This window comes from Micromonospora aurantiaca ATCC 27029 (assembly GCF_000145235.1).
GTDB classification, from domain to species: domain Bacteria; phylum Actinomycetota; class Actinomycetes; order Mycobacteriales; family Micromonosporaceae; genus Micromonospora; species Micromonospora aurantiaca.
This window is the reverse complement of record NC_014391.1, coordinates 3,626,354-3,642,527: the sequence shown is the minus strand read 5'-3', so window position 1 is coordinate 3,642,527 and position 16,174 is coordinate 3,626,354. Positions and strand designations below refer to the sequence as shown.

General features: G+C 74.3%; 21 protein-coding genes and 1 tRNA gene. 18 read left to right on the top strand and 4 right to left on the bottom strand.

Going from position 1 to position 16,174, the window contains the following annotated elements; translation table 11 throughout:
* The first annotated feature begins 26 nt into the window (after nt 1-26).
* From MICAU_RS32480 to MICAU_RS16075, 6 genes are all read left to right on the top strand, one after another.
* Nucleotides 27-122 (top strand) — tRNA-Sec (locus tag MICAU_RS32480).
* 22 nt (nt 123-144) lie between these two features.
* Nucleotides 145-1,437 (top strand): L-seryl-tRNA(Sec) selenium transferase, encoded by a 1,293-nt coding sequence (gene selA / locus MICAU_RS16095; RefSeq protein WP_013286389.1) that lies wholly within the window; start codon nt 145-147, stop codon nt 1,435-1,437.
* A 5-nt stretch (nt 1,438-1,442) separates the two neighbouring features.
* Complete coding sequence (selB, locus tag MICAU_RS16090; RefSeq protein WP_013286388.1) at nt 1,443-3,206, top strand: selenocysteine-specific translation elongation factor; 1,764 nt, start codon at nt 1,443-1,445, stop codon at nt 3,204-3,206.
* A 45-nt stretch (nt 3,207-3,251) separates the two neighbouring features.
* Complete coding sequence (locus MICAU_RS16085) at nt 3,252-3,449, top strand: hypothetical protein (protein ID WP_013286387.1); 198 nt, start codon at nt 3,252-3,254, stop codon at nt 3,447-3,449.
* Entirely contained in the window at nt 3,449-4,726 is a 1,278-nt protein-coding gene (locus MICAU_RS16080) for a hemolysin family protein (protein WP_013286386.1), read from the top strand. The genes MICAU_RS16085 and MICAU_RS16080 overlap by 1 nt, the downstream gene beginning before the upstream one ends.
* Nucleotides 4,727-4,792: 66 nt before the next feature.
* Nucleotides 4,793-4,975 carry a hypothetical protein gene (locus MICAU_RS16075; RefSeq protein ID WP_013286385.1) on the top strand — a complete coding sequence of 61 codons (183 nt, stop codon included), beginning with the start codon at nt 4,793-4,795 and terminating at the stop codon, nt 4,973-4,975.
* Between the two features lie 6 nt (nt 4,976-4,981).
* Here the strand turns inward: MICAU_RS16075 and MICAU_RS16070 are convergent, their stop codons facing one another.
* Entirely contained in the window at nt 4,982-5,638 is a 657-nt protein-coding gene (locus MICAU_RS16070) for a hypothetical protein (RefSeq protein WP_013286384.1), read from the bottom strand.
* Between the two features lie 126 nt (nt 5,639-5,764).
* On the opposite strand from MICAU_RS16070, the gene MICAU_RS16065 reads away from it, so the two are divergent.
* Nucleotides 5,765-5,965 carry a hypothetical protein gene (locus MICAU_RS16065; protein WP_013286383.1) on the top strand — a complete coding sequence of 67 codons (201 nt, stop codon included), beginning with the start codon at nt 5,765-5,767 and terminating at the stop codon, nt 5,963-5,965.
* Here MICAU_RS16065 and MICAU_RS16060 read toward each other — a convergent pair.
* The 3 genes from MICAU_RS16060 to MICAU_RS16050 form a co-directional block, all read right to left on the bottom strand.
* Nucleotides 5,962-6,435 carry a hypothetical protein gene (locus MICAU_RS16060; protein ID WP_013286382.1) on the bottom strand — a complete coding sequence of 158 codons (474 nt, stop codon included), beginning with the start codon at nt 6,433-6,435 and terminating at the stop codon, nt 5,962-5,964. The two genes, MICAU_RS16065 and MICAU_RS16060, sit on opposite strands and share 4 nt — an antisense overlap.
* Nucleotides 6,432-6,641: a hypothetical protein gene (locus tag MICAU_RS16055; protein WP_013286381.1), complete on the bottom strand. Its 210-nt coding sequence runs from the start codon at nt 6,639-6,641 to the stop codon at nt 6,432-6,434. Before MICAU_RS16055 ends, MICAU_RS16060 begins: the two co-directional genes overlap by 4 nt.
* A gap of 146 nt (nt 6,642-6,787) precedes the next feature.
* Entirely contained in the window at nt 6,788-7,633 is an 846-nt protein-coding gene (locus tag MICAU_RS16050; RefSeq protein ID WP_013286380.1) for a universal stress protein, read from the bottom strand.
* A 128-nt stretch (nt 7,634-7,761) separates the two neighbouring features.
* On the opposite strand from MICAU_RS16050, the gene MICAU_RS16045 reads away from it, so the two are divergent.
* From MICAU_RS16045 to MICAU_RS15995, 11 genes are all read left to right on the top strand, one after another.
* Nucleotides 7,762-8,508: an SAM-dependent methyltransferase gene (locus MICAU_RS16045; RefSeq protein WP_013286379.1), complete on the top strand. Its 747-nt coding sequence runs from the start codon at nt 7,762-7,764 to the stop codon at nt 8,506-8,508.
* A 98-nt stretch (nt 8,509-8,606) separates the two neighbouring features.
* Nucleotides 8,607-9,794 (top strand): PP2C family protein-serine/threonine phosphatase, encoded by a 1,188-nt coding sequence (locus MICAU_RS16040; protein WP_013286378.1) that lies wholly within the window; start codon nt 8,607-8,609, stop codon nt 9,792-9,794.
* A gap of 48 nt (nt 9,795-9,842) precedes the next feature.
* On the top strand, nt 9,843-10,313 hold the full coding sequence (locus tag MICAU_RS16035) for a MarR family transcriptional regulator (protein ID WP_013286377.1): 471 nt from the start codon (nt 9,843-9,845) through the stop codon (nt 10,311-10,313).
* A 307-nt stretch (nt 10,314-10,620) separates the two neighbouring features.
* Nucleotides 10,621-11,259, top strand: coding sequence for a cardiolipin synthase ClsA (clsA, locus tag MICAU_RS16030; RefSeq protein WP_013286376.1), 639 nt, complete (start codon nt 10,621-10,623; stop codon nt 11,257-11,259).
* Complete coding sequence (locus tag MICAU_RS16025) at nt 11,256-12,221, top strand: DUF881 domain-containing protein (protein ID WP_013286375.1); 966 nt, start codon at nt 11,256-11,258, stop codon at nt 12,219-12,221. Before clsA ends, MICAU_RS16025 begins: the two co-directional genes overlap by 4 nt.
* The gene (locus MICAU_RS16020; protein ID WP_007071104.1) at nt 12,218-12,550 is read left to right on the top strand and encodes a small basic family protein; all 333 of its coding nucleotides are present in this window, start codon (nt 12,218-12,220) and stop codon (nt 12,548-12,550) included. Before MICAU_RS16025 ends, MICAU_RS16020 begins: the two co-directional genes overlap by 4 nt.
* Before the next feature lie 10 nt (nt 12,551-12,560).
* Nucleotides 12,561-13,499, top strand: coding sequence for a DUF881 domain-containing protein (locus MICAU_RS16015; RefSeq protein WP_013286374.1), 939 nt, complete (start codon nt 12,561-12,563; stop codon nt 13,497-13,499).
* A gap of 54 nt (nt 13,500-13,553) precedes the next feature.
* The gene (gene gcvH / locus MICAU_RS16010; protein WP_013286373.1) at nt 13,554-13,934 is read left to right on the top strand and encodes a glycine cleavage system protein GcvH; all 381 of its coding nucleotides are present in this window, start codon (nt 13,554-13,556) and stop codon (nt 13,932-13,934) included.
* A 216-nt stretch (nt 13,935-14,150) separates the two neighbouring features.
* On the top strand, nt 14,151-14,603 hold the full coding sequence (gene odhI / locus MICAU_RS16005) for an oxoglutarate dehydrogenase inhibitor Odhl (protein ID WP_007071101.1): 453 nt from the start codon (nt 14,151-14,153) through the stop codon (nt 14,601-14,603).
* A gap of 50 nt (nt 14,604-14,653) precedes the next feature.
* Nucleotides 14,654-15,355: a transcriptional regulator FtsR gene (ftsR, locus tag MICAU_RS16000; RefSeq protein ID WP_174361714.1), complete on the top strand. Its 702-nt coding sequence runs from the start codon at nt 14,654-14,656 to the stop codon at nt 15,353-15,355.
* Nucleotides 15,356-15,566: 211 nt separating this feature from the next.
* A complete protein-coding gene (locus tag MICAU_RS15995; RefSeq protein ID WP_036311069.1) occupies nt 15,567-16,031 on the top strand; it encodes a bifunctional nuclease family protein in 465 nt (154 codons plus the stop codon).
* Nucleotides 16,032-16,174: the final 143 nt, after the last annotated feature.

The following is a 16,174-nucleotide window of genomic DNA, read 5'->3' as shown; positions in this document are numbered from 1 at the left end:
CCGTCCGCTGTGGTTGACTTCTGCGTGGAGGCGTTCAGGCGGCTGGTGCCCCTCCCGGTCTTCAAAACCGGTGTGGTCCGGGATCCGGGCCAGGCGGGTTCGATTCCCGTCCGTCTCCGCCAAACCGTTCCCGGGAGTGCGCCGATGCGTGAGGTCGACCCGCGACGGCGGGTGCCGCGCACCGACGCGCTGCTCGCCGATCCCGCGCTGGCCGCCGCCGCCGGCACGCTCGGCCGCGACCGGGTCAAGGCCGCGATCGTCCGCGCGCAGGACCGCGCCCGCCGCGGTGAGCTGACCCCCGAGGGGGTACGCGACGCGGCGCTGGCGGACCTGCCCGGCCGTACGCCGCGCGCGGTGCTCAACGCCACCGGCGTCGTGCTGCACACCAACCTGGGCCGCGCGCCGCTCGCCCCGTCCGCCGTGGACGCCCTGGTCGCCGCCGCCGGGCACACCGACGTGGAACTGGACCTGCGGACCGGGCGGCGGGCCCGGCGCGGCCGGGAGGCGCTCGACGCGCTCGCCGCGGCGGTGCCCGACGCCGGGGCGGTGCACGTGGTGAACAACGGCGCCGCCGCCCTGGCGCTCGCCGCCACCGCGCTGGCCGCCGGCCGGGAGATCGTGGTGAGCCGCGGCGAGCTGGTCGAGATCGGCGACGGGTTCCGCCTGCCGGACCTGCTGGCCAGCACCGGCGCGCGGCTGCGCGAGGTGGGCACCACGAACCGCACCACGCGCGCCGACTACGAGGCCGCGATCGGCGAGCACACCGGGTTCGTGCTCAAGGTGCACCCGTCGAACTTCGTGGTCACCGGGTTCACCTCGGCGGTGCCGGTGGCCGAGCTGGCCACGCTGGGCGTACCCGTGGTGGCCGACATCGGGTCGGGGCTGCTCGCGCCGGACCCGCTGCTGCCGGCCGAGCCGGACGCGGCCACCACGCTGCGCGCGGGCGCGCACCTGGTCACCGCCAGCGGCGACAAGCTGCTCGGCGGCCCGCAGGCCGGTCTGCTGCTCGGCGACGCCGACCTCGTGCACCGGCTGCGCCGCCACCCGCTGGCGCGGGCGCTGCGAGTGGACAAGCTCACCCTCGCCGCGCTCGCCGCCACCCTGTACGCGCCGTCCACGCCCACCCGGGACGCCTTGCACGCCGACCCGGCTCGGCTGCGGCAGCGGCTGGAGCGGCTGCGTGACCGGCTCGGCGAGGACGGCTGCAAGGCCGAGGTGGTGCCCGGCGTCGCTGTGGTCGGCGGCGGCGGGGCGCCCGGCGTGGAGCTGGACTCGTGGGCGCTGAGCCTGCCCGAGCGGTACGCCGAGCCGCTGCGCACCGGCGACCCGGCGATCCTCGGCCGGGTGCTGCACGGCCGGCTCCTGCTGGACCTGCGCGCCGTGCCGGAGAGCGCCGACGACCGGGTCCGCGCGGCCGTGCTGAGCGTGGGGGACTGACCGGCATGTGGGTGGTGGCGACCGCCGGGCACGTCGACCACGGCAAGTCCACGCTGGTGCGCGCGCTGACCGGGATGGAACCGGACCGGTGGGCGGAGGAACGCCGCCGGGGCATGACCATCGACCTCGGCTTCGCCTGGACCACACTGCCGTCGGGCGGCACCCTCGCCTTCGTCGACGTACCGGGGCACGAGCGGTTCGTGCCGAACATGCTCGCCGGCATCGGCCCGGTCCCGGCCGCGCTGATCGTCGTGGCCGCCGACGAGGGCTGGATGCCGCAGTCCGCCGAGCACCTGGCCGCGCTGCACGCACTGGGTGTGTCGTACGGGCTGCTCGCGGTCACCCGCGCGGACCTGGCCGACCCCGGGCCGGCGGCGGCGCGGGCCCTCGCAGAGATCGCCGCCACGTCGCTGGGCGCTGTGGAGGCGGTGCCGGTCTCCGCGGTCACCGGCGCCGGTCTCCCCGAGCTGCGCGCCGCGCTGGACCGCCTGACCGCCCGGCTGCCCGACCCGGCCCGGGACGCCCCGGTACGGCTCTGGGTGGACCGCGCGTTCACCGTACGCGGCAGCGGCACGGTGGTCACCGGCACGCTCGGCGGTGGCCGACTGCGTGCCGGCGACGAGTTGGAGCTGGCCGCCACCGGCGAGGCGGTGCGCGTACGCGGACTGCACTCGCTCGGCGTCGCGCGCACCGACCTCGAGGCGGTGGCCCGGGCCGCGGTGAACCTGCGCGGCCTGCCCCGGGACCGGGTCGGGCGCGGCGACGCGCTGCTCACGCCCGGCCGGTTCGGGCGTACCGACCTGCTCGACGTGCGGCTGTCCGGCGACCCCGCCGCCGACCTGCCGGCCACGCTCACGCTGCACGTGGGCTCGGCGGCGGTGCCCGCCCGGGTCCGGCCGCTGGGCCCGGACACGGTACGGCTGCGCCTGGCCCGCCCGCTGCCGCTGCTGATCGGGGACCGGGCGCTGCTGCGCGACCCCGGCCGGCACCACGTCGCGGGCGGCGTGACGGTGCTGGACGTGGACCCGCCGCCGTTGCGCCGCCGGGGCGCGGCGGCCGCCCGCACGGCGGTGCTGGCCGGCCTGGACGGGCGGCCGGACCTGGCCGGGGAACTGCGCCGGCGACGGCTGGTCCGTGCCGGTGACCTGACCCGGATGGGCGTGCCGCCGACCGCGACGCCGGTGGCCGGGCAGTGGCTGGCCGACCCGGAGCACTGGCGGGACCTGGGTCGTCGCCTCACCGAGGAGGTGGCCCGGTACACCGCCGAGCATCCGCTCGCCGCGGGCATACCGGTCGACGTGCTGCGGCACCGGCTCGACCTGCCCGAGCGTGCTCTGGTCACGGCGCTGCTGCGCCCGCCGCTGCGACTGCGCGACGGTCTGGTCACCGCCGCCCCGCAGGGGACTCTGCCGGACCCGGTGGCCCGGGCGGTGGACCGGGTCCGGGCCGAGTACGGCGACCGGCCGTTCCAGGCCCCCGAGGCGCACCACCTGGCCGACCTCGGGCTCGGGCCCCGCGAGATCGGCGCCGCGGTACGCGCCGGCGCGTTGCTGAAGCTGGCCGAGAACGTGCTGCTGCTGCCGGGCGCCCCGGACGACGCGGTACGCGTGCTCGCCGGGCTGCCGCAGCCGTTCACGCTCAGCGCCGCCCGGCAGGCGCTCGGCACCACCCGCCGGGTGGCGGTGCCGCTGCTGGAACTGCTGGACCGGCGCGGCGCCACCCGGCGGCTCCCTGACGACGCCCGCGAGGTGGTCCGCCCGCCGGGCTGAGCCAACCGGTGCCACCGGCCCACGCCGGTCACCTACCGTGACGCCATGGACCCTTCCGCGGTCTGGCGGGACAAGAACCACAAGTGGCGGATCGAGGCGTACCGGGCCCCGGACCTGCGCTTCGCGATCTTCGCCACGAACGGCCCCACCGAGTCGGCGCCGCTGTGGCTGTTCGGGATGGCCGCGCTGGCCCGCTGGCTGATGACCCACGCGATCTCACTGGACGACCTGGAGACCGACTGATGGGCGTGCAGGTCGCGCTGGTGCTGGTGCTGATCCTGATCAACGCCGCCCTGTCCGGCAGCGAGATGGCGCTGGTGAGCCTGCGGGAGGGGCAGTTGCGCCGGCTGGCGCGGTCCGGGCGGGCCGGGGCGCGGCTGAGCCGCCTCACCCGCGAACCGAACCGCTACCTGGCCACCATCCAGCTCGGCATCACGCTCGCCGGGTTCCTCGCCTCGGCCGCCGCCGCCGTGACGCTGGCCGAGCCGCTGGTCGGCCCGCTGGGTTTCCTGGGCGCGGCCGCCCGCCCGGTGGCGGTGTTCCTGGTGACACTGCTGCTGACGTTCCTCACGCTCGTGGTGGGGGAGCTGGCACCCAAGCGGCTGGCCATGCAGACGGCGGAGCGGTGGGCGCTGGTCAGCGCCGGGCCGCTGGACCTGCTCGCCCGGCTGTCCCGGCCGGCGGTGTGGCTGCTCGGCCGCTCCACCGACCTGCTGGTCCGGCTCGCCGGCGGCGACCCGCGCGCCAGCCGGGAGGAGGTGACCGAGGAGGAACTGCGGGAGATGCTGGTCAGCCAGCGCGGCCTGTCCGCCCAGCAGCGGGAGATCCTCGCCGGGGCGTTCGACATCGCCGGCCGTACGCTGCGGGAGATCCTCGTCGCGCGCCGCGACGTGACCACTCTGCCCGCCGACCTGCCCGCGGCGGAGGCGATGCGCCGGCTGGCGGCCGGCGGCCGGTCCCGGGCGCCGGTGATCGGACCCGGCGGGCTCGACGACGTACGCGGCACCGTGCACATCCGCGACCTGGTGGACGCCGACGGCGCGCTCGTCGGCGACCGGGCCCGCCCGCCGGTGCTGCTACCAGGCACGCTGCCGGTGGCCGACGCGATGCGGCAGCTGCGCCAGCGGCACGAGCAGCTCGCCCTGGTGGTCGACGAGTACGGCGGCGTGGACGGCCTGGTCACCATGGAGGACCTGCTCGAGGAGGTGGTCGGCGAGCTGTACGACGAGACCGACCGGGACGTGCGCCGCGCCGTGCGGGAGCCGGACGGCGCGCTGCTGCTGCCGGGCGACTTCCCGCTGCACGACCTGCCTGACGTGGGCGTCCGCGTGACGTTCCCGCTGTCCCGGGAGTACACCACGGTGGCCGGGCTGGTGCTGGCCGGCCTGGGCCGGCTCCCCGAGGGGCCGGGGGAGCGGGTGCGGCTGCCCGGCCTCACCGTGGAGGTGGTCGAGGTGGCGGGGCGGGCGATCCGCCGGGTCCGGCTGCGCGGCCCCGCTGTCGGCCGCACGCCGGACTGACACCCGGACGGGGGACAACCGCCCGATACCCGTCCCGGGCCGCGTCGCCGGTCGTACGGTCCGGGCGTGAAGGACCGAGGACTGCGTACGTTCGTCACCGTGCTGGCCGGACTGGCCGTGATCTACTTCGGCTTCTCCGGAAGCCGTGGCAGCGGCGAGGAGGGTGGCGTCTCCGGTGGCGTGGTGCTGCTCGCGCTGCTCGCCTCGCTGCTGGCCTGGAACCTGACCAAGCCCGGCCCGGCCAAGTAGCGACCCTCAGTGGGCCGTGGCGGCGCTGCGACTCACCTCGCCCGCCGACTCCTCGCCCAGGGCCACTCGCACCAGCGCCGACGCCAGCCGGCCGAAGTCGGCCTCGCCGACCAGCCCGACCAGGTCACCGGGGCTCGCCGGCAGGCCCAGCCGCCGCGCCCCGGCGAGCGTGCGCCGGTCGGCGTACGGGCGCACGTCCGGCCACACCGACTGCGCCTCCCGCAGGAAGATGTCCGCACCGGTGGGGCCGATGCCGGGGAACTCGGTGAGCAGCCGGCGCAGCACGGCCCGGTCGGCGCCGGCCTCCTTGTGCAGCCGGCGCAGGTCGCCGTGCCAGCGGTCCAGGCAGAGCCGGGCGCCGGTGCCGAGCATGGTGGCGGTCCGCTCGTCGTAGCGCCGGTAGTGGCCCCGGCCCAGCGCGTCGACCCGGTCCTGCCAGCTCGCCGCCTCCATCGCCTGCGGGGTGCGGTAGCCGGCGGCGAACAGCTCCCGGGCGGCGGCCACCGCCACCGAGGCGCGGATCCGGGTGCTCAGCAGCGTGGTGAGCACCAGCAACTGGTACAGCGGGCCGGGCCGGTCCGCGAGGGCGATGCCGGCCTCCTCCGCGTACGTGCGGTTCTGCCGTTCCAGCAGGGCGCGCGCGACGTTGCGATCGTCTGGCATCCGTCCGGCTTACCCGCCCCGGGCCCGGCCAGACCCCCGGCCGATCCGGAATGCGCCGGGCGGCGGCGGGTACGCGGGTCGGGTGCGCGGTCGACGGCCGTGTGCTCCACCGGGAAGGAGAGACCCGTGGTCAAGCCGCAGCAGGAGGAACTGCGCCGGAACGACCTCGGCGCCACCAGCCAGGACAGCCGCAAGACGGCCACCCAGGCGGGCAGCCGTTCGCGAGGCCGGGGCACGTCGAACGGCGACGCGGGACGCCCGGTCCCCAAGGGACAGGTGTCGCCGTACGGCCCGGCCGGTGAGCCGGTCGCCGACGACGAGAGCTAGCCGCGAGCCGACGTCGGCCGCAGCCGCCGCCAGGTGGCTGCGGCCGACAGCCCGTACGCGAGGTGCGGGATCAGGTCGGAGACCCAGTCGCTGCGCCGCCAGGTACGCGGGTCGGTCACGCCGAGCACCGTCATCGAGCCGTCGGAGGTGGCCATCACCCCGCCGCCGAGCACCACCGTGGCCAGCGGCAACGGGATTCGCCGGCGCGCGGCGAGCAGACCGAAAGCGGCCCCCGCGGCGATGCCGGTGGCATACCCGAGCAACGGCCCCAGACCGGAGCGGCGGTTCTCCGCCTCGTCGCCAGGGCCCAGGTCGACGTGTGTGACGTCGGCGAGCCGTCCGGCGACCGATTCCGGGGTGCTGCTGGCCGGCCGGGCCCGCAACGCCATGTCGAGGTACGAGACCGCGTTGAGGACGGCGCTGCCGACGGCGCCCGCGATGGCGCCGTCGACAACCGCTGCCGTCCTCACTTCGGGTCACCCGGTTCCCGGTTGCCCTTGGGGCCGTAGGTCCGTTCGCCCCGGACCACACCGCGTTGCCCCCGGTCGTCCTGGAGGATCCGGTTGGCGACCTGGTTCGCCTCCTTGTCCGACGCCCGTCCGGACTGTTCGACGAGGTCGCGAAGGCGTGCTCGCTGCTTGTCGTACGCGTTGCTGCCCGGCCGTGGTCCTGGCATCTCTGCCTCCTCCGGATCGCTGTCGGCTGACCGTAGGCGTCTACCCGCCCGGGCCGGGACCAACCGTTGCGGGCGCATCCCCCCGGCCGGAGCGCCGCTCAGGCGGGGGTGTGGACCACCGCTCAGCCGGGCACGCCGGACGCCGTTCAGTCGGAGGCGCGGACCACCGCGACCGGGCAGGCGGCGCGGTGCAGGATCCCCTGGCTGACCGAGCCGAGCAGCAGCCCGCCCAGCTCGCCCCGGCCCTGCCGGCCCACCACGACCAGTTGAGCCCAGGCCGACGCCGTGGTCAGTGCCGCGACCGGTTTGGCGCGTACCGTCTCGGCGTGCACCGGCAGGTCCGGCCACCGTTCGCCGATCCCGTCGACCGCCTCGGTGAGCACCCGCTCGTCCTCCTCGGCCCCGCCCTTGCGCCCGGGCGGGGCGGGGCGGGCGTGCACCACGTGCAGCGGCGCGCCCCACGCGGACGCGGTCTCGGCGGCGAACTCGACGGCGGCGCGCGACAGCGTGGAGCCGTCCACGCCGACCACGACCGGGCCGTCCGCGCGGGCGGTGCCGCGCGCGATCAGCACCGGGCAGTCGGCGTACGAGGCGACCTGCACCGCGACCGACCCGACCACGAGCGCGGCGAATCCGCCCAGTCCCCGGTCGCCGAGGACGATCAGGGCGGCGGTGGGGGACTCGCCGAGCAGCACCGCGGCGGCCTCCCCGTCGATGATCTCGCCGGTGATGCGCAGGCCGGGCGACTCCGCCTCGGCCGCCGCGACCGCGTCGGAGACCAGTTGCTCGGCCTGGTTGCGCAACCCGGCACCGGGTGGTGACCCGGCCGGCGCGGAGACCGGCACGCGCAGCAGCGGCCAGATGAAACCGTGCACCACCCGCAGCGGGCGGTTGCGCCGCCGCGCCTCCCGGGCCGCCAGACGCACCGCCCGTGTCGCGGGTTCGGAGCCGTCCACCCCGACCACCACCGCGGCCCCGTTCGCCGAGTTCACCCGTACCTCCTCGTGGCCGGCGCCCCCGCGGCCAGTATCGCGGCCCGGGTGGGCGGCCCGGGGCGATACCGCCGGGGTCGCCCGGTGGGTACGCTGGCGTGCAGCACCCAGGGGAGGGAGCCCCGTCGATGGATCAGCCGGACGGACCGAGCACCGCCCGCATGATCGACTACTGGCTCGGCGGCCGGCACCACCGTCCGGTGGACGTCGCCGCGGCCGCCGCTTTCGAGGCGGCGTACGGGCCCTGCGCGGCGATCTTCCGGTCGCTGCGTGGTTTCCTCGGCCGCACCGTGCAGGCGATGGCCGCCGACGGGATCGACGGCTTCCTGGTCTTCGGCGCGGGTGTGCCCACCTGCGGCAACGTGCACGAGGTCGCACCGGAGGCGACAGTGCTCTACACCGACGTGGACCCGGAGACGGTCCGCCTGGGCCGGAGCCTGCTCGCCGGCAGCGACCGGGCCGGGTACGGCTACGGCGACGCCACCGACATCGGTACCGTCGACCGGGCGCAGCTGCACCGGTTCGTGCCGGGCTGGGGGAGACGGCCGGTGGGTGTGGTCTTCCTCGGGCTGGCGGCGTTCCTGGACGACGACACGCTCGCCCGTACGCTCGACGAGCTGTACCAGGCGGTGGCGCCGGGCAGCCGGCTGGCGATCGACTTCGACACCGAGGAGCTGGCCGGGCACCCCGAGGCGCTGGCCATGATGGGCCCGGCGTTCCGGATGCGGGCGCCCGAGCGGTTCGCGCCGCTGCTGGGCCGCTGGCAGCCGACCGGCGACGGCATCGTGCCGGTGGCGCGGTGGCGGCCGGCCGGTGAGCCCGAGCCGGTGCCGGACGCGTTCCACGGCGCGCTGGCGTTCCGCACGGCCGGCTGAGCCGGTCCCGTCACGCCCGGCCGAGGCGGGGCGTTCGCCGTCTGGCGGCCTTCGTATGATGTTTGCCCTGTAGCAATAGTCGTCATCGGAGGATGAGCATGCCGGAGGCGTCCGGATCGGTGTCACGTGCCCTGCGCACGGCGCCACCCGACCAACTGGCGGAGACCGCGGACGCGGTGCTGCGCCAGACGCTCGGGGCCGCGCGGGCGGAGGTGTTCGTCGCCGACTACCGCGCCAGCGGACTCTGGCCGGTGCTCGACCCGGACGTGCCCGACGGCGGCCCGCTGCTGGCCCACAGCGTCGCGCAGCGCTGTTTCAGCAGCCAGGAGCCGGTGCTGGACATCGTCGAGGACGGCCGCTGCCGCGCCTACCTGCCGCTGTCGGTGTGGGGGGAGCGGCTCGGCGTGCTGATGGTGGAGCTGCCCGGCGACCCGGACGTGGCCACTGTGGAGGCCGCGCGCGACGCCGCCGGGGAACTGGCAGTGGCGATCCGGGCGGCCGACCGGGAGACCGACCGCTACCGGCGCGCCCGGCGGCGGGAGCGGCTGAGCATGGCTGCCGAGATGCAGTGGGACCTGCTGCCGGGGCGCAGCGTACGGCTCGGTGACGCGCTGCTCGCCGGGCAACTCGAACCGGCGTACACCGTGGGCGGTGACCACTTCGACTGGTCGGTGGACGGCGACCGGCTCACCCTCACCGTGCTCAACGGCACCGGCAGCGGGCTGGCCGCGTCGATGCTCACGGCGATGACGGTGAACGCCATGCGCAACGCCAGGCGTTCGGGCGGCAGCCTGGTGGAGCAGGCGGAGCTGGCCTCGGACACCATCTACTACCAGCACCGGGGCGACCGGCACGTGGCCACGCTCCTGCTGGAGCTGGACAGCCGCCGGGGCGTGATGCGCGTGGTCGACGCCGGCTCACCGCAACTGCTGCGGCTGCGTGGGGGCCGCGTCACGCCGATCGCGCTGGAGCAGCAGCTGCCGCTGGGCATGTTCGCCGAGACGCGCTACGACGTGCAGGAGTTCACTCTGGAGCCGGGCGATCGCCTCTTCGTCGTCAGCGACGGGGTGTACGCGGCGGAGCCCGACGAGCAGGAGCCGTACGGCGTCCGGGCCATGGCGCGTGCGATGCGGTCGACTCGGCTGCAGCCGGCGACCGAGGCAGTTGGTACGGTGATGCGCGAACTGCACGCGTACCATGCCGACGCGGATCTCCGCGACGACGCGGTCGTCGTCTGCCTGGACTGGCGCGGCCCCAGCCGGTCCGGCGACGTGACGGGGCAGTGACCGGGGCTGCGGAGCGAACACGAGCGGGACGATCGCAGGGGACGGCGAGTGGAGCGACCTCCGAATCTTGCCGCGGCCATCGAATCGGCTGCGGAGGCGCTCATCGGTGTGCTCGACTCGGCGACGTCCCGGCACACCGTCGGCGTCTCGCCCACCCAGCTGCGGGTGCTGTCGCTGATCGTGTCGCATCCGGACACCAACGTGAACCGGCTGGCCGAGCTGCTGGACGTGGTCCCCTCGTCGGCGAGCCGGTTGTGCGACCGTCTGGAGGCGGTCGGCCTGCTGCGCCGGGTGGCGGACCCGCGCGACCGGCGGGAGGTGCGGCTGATCCCGACCGCTGCCGCCGATACGCTGCTGCGCGACCTCCAGGAGAGACGGCACCGGGCGGTGCAGGCCGTGCTCGACCGGATGCCCAACCGGGTGCAGCACGAGCTGCTGCTGGCGCTGGTGGCGTTCAGCCAGGCCGCGGCGGCCACCGCCCCGCAGGCCGGCTCGGACTCGACCGCCCGTACCGCCTGATCCCTCGCACCGATGTCCGCCCTGCGTCCCACCGCTCAACTAGTGTCCTAGGATGCCTTAGCGGTTGTGACGGTCACCACCGTGACACCACTGAGCAACGACGCAGCGGGCCACCGGGCGAGAGCGGCGAGCCCGATATAGTGGCAGCGCAACTGGGCGGCCCGTGATCACCACGAGGGCGGGCCGCGTCGGGGAGGTCCCAGACCGGGATCACAGAGGGCGCCGGCGTCTGACCGGCCGGCAACGCGCACGTCCCTCCAGCGGCCGTTCATCCGGCTGCCGGACCGTGCTGCGAAGGGAGGGTTCGGTGTCGCGTCGGCCGGCTCCAGCGGAGCAACCGGATTCCGGGACCGCCACGGTCGTGGGAGACCGCGTCCTCACGCTGCCCAACCTGATCAGTTTCGTCCGGCTCGTCGGCGTACCGATCTTCCTCTACCTGTTCCTCGTCGTGCGGGCCGACGTCGCCGCCATCGCGGTGCTCGCCGTGGGCGGCACCAGCGACTGGGTGGACGGCTGGATCGCCCGCCGCCTGGGCCAGGTGAGCCGGCTCGGGGAGCTGCTCGACCCGCTGGCCGACCGCCTCTACATCCTCGCCACGCTGCTCGCGTTCACCGCCCGCGAGGTGGTGCCCTGGCAGTTCACCGGCGCGCTGCTGGCCCGGGAGCTGCTCCTGCTGGTGTCCCTCGGGGTGCTGCGCCGGTACGGCTACGGCCCGCCGCCGGTGCACTACGTGGGCAAGACCGCGACGTTCCTGCTCCTGGCGGCGTTCCCCATCCTGCTGCTGGCCGACGCGGTGCCGGACGCCGGCACCGCCGCAGGCGCGATCGGCTGGGGCCTGGCCTGGTGGGGCCTGGTCCTCTACTGGGTCGCCGGCGCGATGTACGTGGTGCAGGCGAGCCGCCTCGTGCGGGCCATGCGGGCGCGGCGTACGGAGGCGGCGGCATGACGACGCCGTCACGGGACGGGGACAAGGAACGCGACCCGTCGACCCGGGTGTACGCCCCGGACTTCCTGACCGAGCTGTTCCGCAATCCGCTGGACCCGGGGTACGGGGACGCGGCGGCGCGCCGGGCGACGGGCTCCATGTCGCGGCTGCGGGAGGTGCTGGGCCGGCCGGTGAGCCTGGTGGTGCTGGCGCTGATCGGTTTCCTGTTCGCGGTGGCGTACCGGGAGACGGTGGCGGAGGAGCCGAGCCGCGCGACGGCGCGGGCGGGTCTGGTCGCCGAGATCAAGGGGCGGGAGGCGGAGACCGACCGGTTGACCGAGCGCGCCGAGCAGTTGCGTGAGGAGGTCGGCCGGCAGCGGGACGCGGCGTTGAGCGGTTCGCAGGCGTCCCGGTTGCGCACGCTGGAGGCGGGCACCGGCCTGGCCCGGGTGCGGGGGGACGGCGTGGTGGTGCGGCTGGCCGACGCGGCGGCGGACCAGGACGGGGTGACCGGCGGGGACGCGGGCCCGTCCCGGGTGCTGTATTCGGATCTGCAGAAGGTCGCGAACGCGTTGTGGGCGGCGGGCGCCGAGGCGGTGGCGGTGAACGGGCAGCGGTTGACGGCGACGTCGACGATCCGTTCGGCGGGTGAGGCGATCCTGGTGGACTACCGGCCGGTGACGGGCCCGTACGAGGTGCAGGCGATCGGGCCGAGGTCGATGCGGGACCGGTTCGACGAGAGCCGGGCGGCGGCGTTGATGCGTGAGGTGGCGCGGACGACGGGTCTGTCGTTCGGGGTGAAGCGGGTCGACGACCTCACCTTGCCGGCGGCGCCGCAGCCGCGGCTACGCTACGCCGAGCCTCCGGCGAGCCCGGGTCCGAGCGGGAGCGCGCGCCCGTCGGGTTCGGGTGGCGCCGGTTCGTCGAGTCCCGGGTCGTCCGGCCCGGGTGGTTCTTCCAGCCCCTCGGGAGGTGGCCGATGATCGCGGTGCTGGCGTTGCTCGCCGGTGTGGTGCTCGGGGTGTATCTGGACCCCACGGTGCCGGCGGCGTTGCAGCCGTATCTGCCGATCGCTGTGGTGGCCGCGTTGGACGCGGTGTTCGGTGGGGTGCGGGCGAAGCTGGACCGGATCTTCGACGACAAGCAGTTCGTGGTGTCGTTCATCTCGAACGTGCTGGTGGCGGGTCTGATCGTGTACCTGGGTGACCAGTTGGGCGTGGGCGGTCAGTTGTCGACCGGTGTGGTGGTCGTGCTCGGGGTGCGCATCTTCGGAAATGTGGCGGCGATCCGCCGGCACCTGTTCCGGGCGTAGGTTTGTGGCGATGAGCGAGGAACACAGGGAGACGGGTACCGGGTGGCCGCGGCCGGGGGAGCCGGCGCGGCCGTCGGGTCCGGCGGGTGAGCCGGATCCGCGCCCGGACGCGCCCGATCCGGACGAGTTGAGCCCGTTGGCGCCGGTGGAGCCGGTGCCGGACGAGGCGGCGGAGCCCGCGGAGCGGGAGGCGGTGCCGGAGTCCGAGCCGGAGCCGGGTGCGGCGGCCGGTGCCGGTGCGCCGTCGGCGGCGCGGCGGTTCTCGTCGGCGGGCGCGATGATCGCGGTGTTGCTGGCGTTGCTGGGTTTCACGCTGGTGGTGCAGTTCAAGACGACGTCGACGGATCCGACGCTCGCGGCGACGCGGGAGGAGGACCTGGTGCGGATCTCGTCGGATCTGGATTCGCGGGAGCGGCGGCTGCGCCAGGAGATCGAGTTGCTGGAGGAGAGCCAGCGGCAGCTGCGGTCGGGTGAGCAGGGTCGGCAGGCGGCGCTGGAGGAGGCGACGCGGCGGGCGGACGAGCTGGGCATCCTGGCGGGTACGTTGCCGGCGGTGGGTCCGGGTCTTGAGGTGCGGTTCTCGGGGCCGGCGAAGGCGGTGTCGTCGACGCGGATCCTGGACGCGGTGCAGGAGCTGCGGGGTGCGGGCGCGGAGGCGATGCAGATCCAGGGCACGGACGGTACGGCGGCGCGGATCATCGCGTCGACGTATTTCGTGGACGGGCCCGACGGTGCGCTGGTGGTGGACGGGCGGCGGTTGACGGGTCCGTTCACGATCATGGTGATCGGTGATCCGGCGACGATGCGTACGGCGTTGAACATTCCCGGCGGGGTGGTCGCATCGGTGCGGGACGGCGGCGGTAACGTGACCTCCGAGGATCGTGAGGTTGTGGAGGTTTCGCAGCTGCACGCGCCGATCAAGCTGGACCACGCCCGGCCGGTCTCGTGACCGGTCGCGGCCGCGCCGGTTTCTCCGGTGCACCGATGACGAAGGACGCAGTTGGTGATTCCTGAGGATCTGCGGTACACCGCCGAGCACGAGTGGGTGGTCGGTGGTGACGGTGGTGTCGTCCGCGTCGGTATCACGCACTTCGCGCAGGACGCCCTGGGTGACATCGTGTTCGTTCAGCTGCCGGAGCCGGGTGCGGTGGTGGCGGCGGGTGAGTCGCTGGGCGAGATCGAGTCGACGAAGAGCGTGTCGGAGATCTACGCGCCGTTGAGCGGCACGGTGGCGGCGCGCAACGAGGCGTTGGCCGACACCCCTGAGGTGATCAACACGGATCCGTACGGTGCGGGGTGGTTGGTGGAGATCACTCCGGACGATCCGGCGGCGGTCGAGGGTCTGCTGACCGCCGATGCGTACCGCGAGCTCACCGAGAGCTGAGTTCGTGCTGTTCCGGGCGGCGGCGAGGTTCCGCGCGTCCGGTTGCCCTGCATTTCGGCGCTGGCTAGGCTCGCCCAGTCGACCGAGAACCAATAGTTTGAGCGTTGCGGAATGCGCCTTCCCGGGCACGGGGAGCCAGCCGCCGGGTGTGGTGTTGCCCGGCGGCCAGACCCGCCATTCCCTGACGCCGACCGAACAGATCCGTGAGGTGGTCCCATGACGCGCCCAGACGACGAGTTCCCCCCGCTCGACGTCACTTCGACGCTCAATCTCGGCTCGCTCGACGAAGTGCTGGAGGGCCCGGACACCGATGTGGTGCCGAGCCGGATGTCCGGCTCGTTGCCGCCGGGTATGGCGTTGCTGGTGGTTCGCCGGGGTCCGAATGCGGGTGCCCGGTTCCTGTTGGACCACGATGTGACGACGAGTGGGCGGCACCCGGACAGTGACATCTTCCTGGACGACGTGACGGTGTCGCGTCGGCACGCGGAGTTCCACCGTGACGGTGGGACGTTCACGGTGCGGGATGTGGGCAGCCTGAACGGCACGTATGTGAATCGTGAGCGGGTCGAGGCGGCGACGCTGAGCAACGGTGACGAGGTGCAGATCGGCAAGTTCCGGGTGGTGTTCATCGCCGGTCCGCGCCCGGAGGAGGAGGCCGGCCGGGGGTGAACGAGCCTGCGGCTTCGACGCCGTCCGGGGCGGCGCGGGCGCCTGCGCTGATGAGTATCGGCGAGGTGCTGGCGCAGTTGCGGCCGGAGTTTCCGGACGTCACGATCTCGAAGTTGCGGTTCCTGGAGGCCGAGGGCCTGGTGGAGCCGCAGCGGACGCCGGCGGGTTATCGGAAGTACGGCTGGGACGATGTGGCGCGGTTGCGGTTCGTGTTGACCGCGCAGCGGGATCAGTACCTGCCGTTGCGGGTGATCCGGGAGCAGTTGGCCCAGTGGGACGGGTCTGGTCCGTCGCCGGGGCGGGGGCGGCCGAATCTGGTGGCTGTGGGTCCGGGTGGTGAGGTTCCGGGCCGGGAGCCGGTGGAGTCGGTCGAGTCGTCGGAGGTGCGGCTGGACCGGGCGGGTCTGATCGCTCGTAGTGGTGTGGACGAGTCGACGCTCGCGGAGTTGGAGCGGCTGGGTGTGCTGGTGTCGGATCCGCCGGGGTGGTACGACGCGGACGCGTTGATCATCGCGAGTGCGGTGGCGGGTCTGGCGGCGTACGGGCTGGAGCCTCGGCATCTGCGGGCGTACCGGTCGGCGGCGGATCGTGAGGTCGGGTTGTTCGCGCAGTTGGTGGCGCCGTTGGCGCGGCAGAGCGATCCGGCGGCGCGGGCCCGGGCGGCGGAGACGGCGCGGGAGTTGCTGGCGTTGTCGCAGCGGTTGCACGCGGCGTTGGTGCGGGTGGGGCTGCGGTCGACGTTGGGCCGGTGAGGTCGGTGCGAGGGGCCGGGTGCGGTGTGCGCCCGGCCCTTCGTCGTGGGTGGGCGCGGAAAGATCTGGTCGGCGGAGCGTGTCGTAGGCTTGCCGGGGTATGCCCGTCCGGCGAGGCGTGGTGCACGTAGCGCGTGGGACTCCCGTGTCCTGGTCCGTGTACCGTGCAGGGAAGGGCGCGGTGCATGGTGACGACGACACGGAGGCGGCGGTGCGCGAGCTGAGCGTGGTCGGAGTTCGGGTGGAGTTGCCGAGCAACCAGCCGATCGTCCTGCTGCGGGAGGTCGAGGGGGACCGCTATCTGCCGATCTGGATCGGCGCGGTCGAGGCGACGGCGATCGCTTATGAGCAGCAGGGGGTCAAGCCGGCCCGGCCGTTGACGCACGATCTTCTGCGGGATGTGCTGACGGCGTTGCAGGCGCCGTTGCGGGCGGTGGAGATCACCGAGTTGAAGGAGAACGTGTTCTACGCGGATCTGCTCCTCGGTGACGGTGTGCGGGTGTCGGCGCGGCCGAGTGACTCCATCGCGTTGGCGTTGCGGGTGGGTGCTCCGATTCGTTGTGCGGAGCAGGTCCTCAGTGAGGCGGGGATCGTGATCCCGGACGAGCAGGAGGACGAGGTGGAGAAGTTCCGGGAGTTCCTGGAGCAGGTGCGTCCGGAGGACTTCGCGGGTTGAGGTGTCCCGGCCGGGTGGCCGGGGTCGGCGCGGCGGTGGTTGTCACGGCAGGTGGCGGCCGGCCGCCGTGTGTTTTTGTTGCCGGGTGGTGGCGCGGCGTGTCGCGGTGTCTTCTGCGGGTGAAGTCCGGGGGGCGGCGTTAG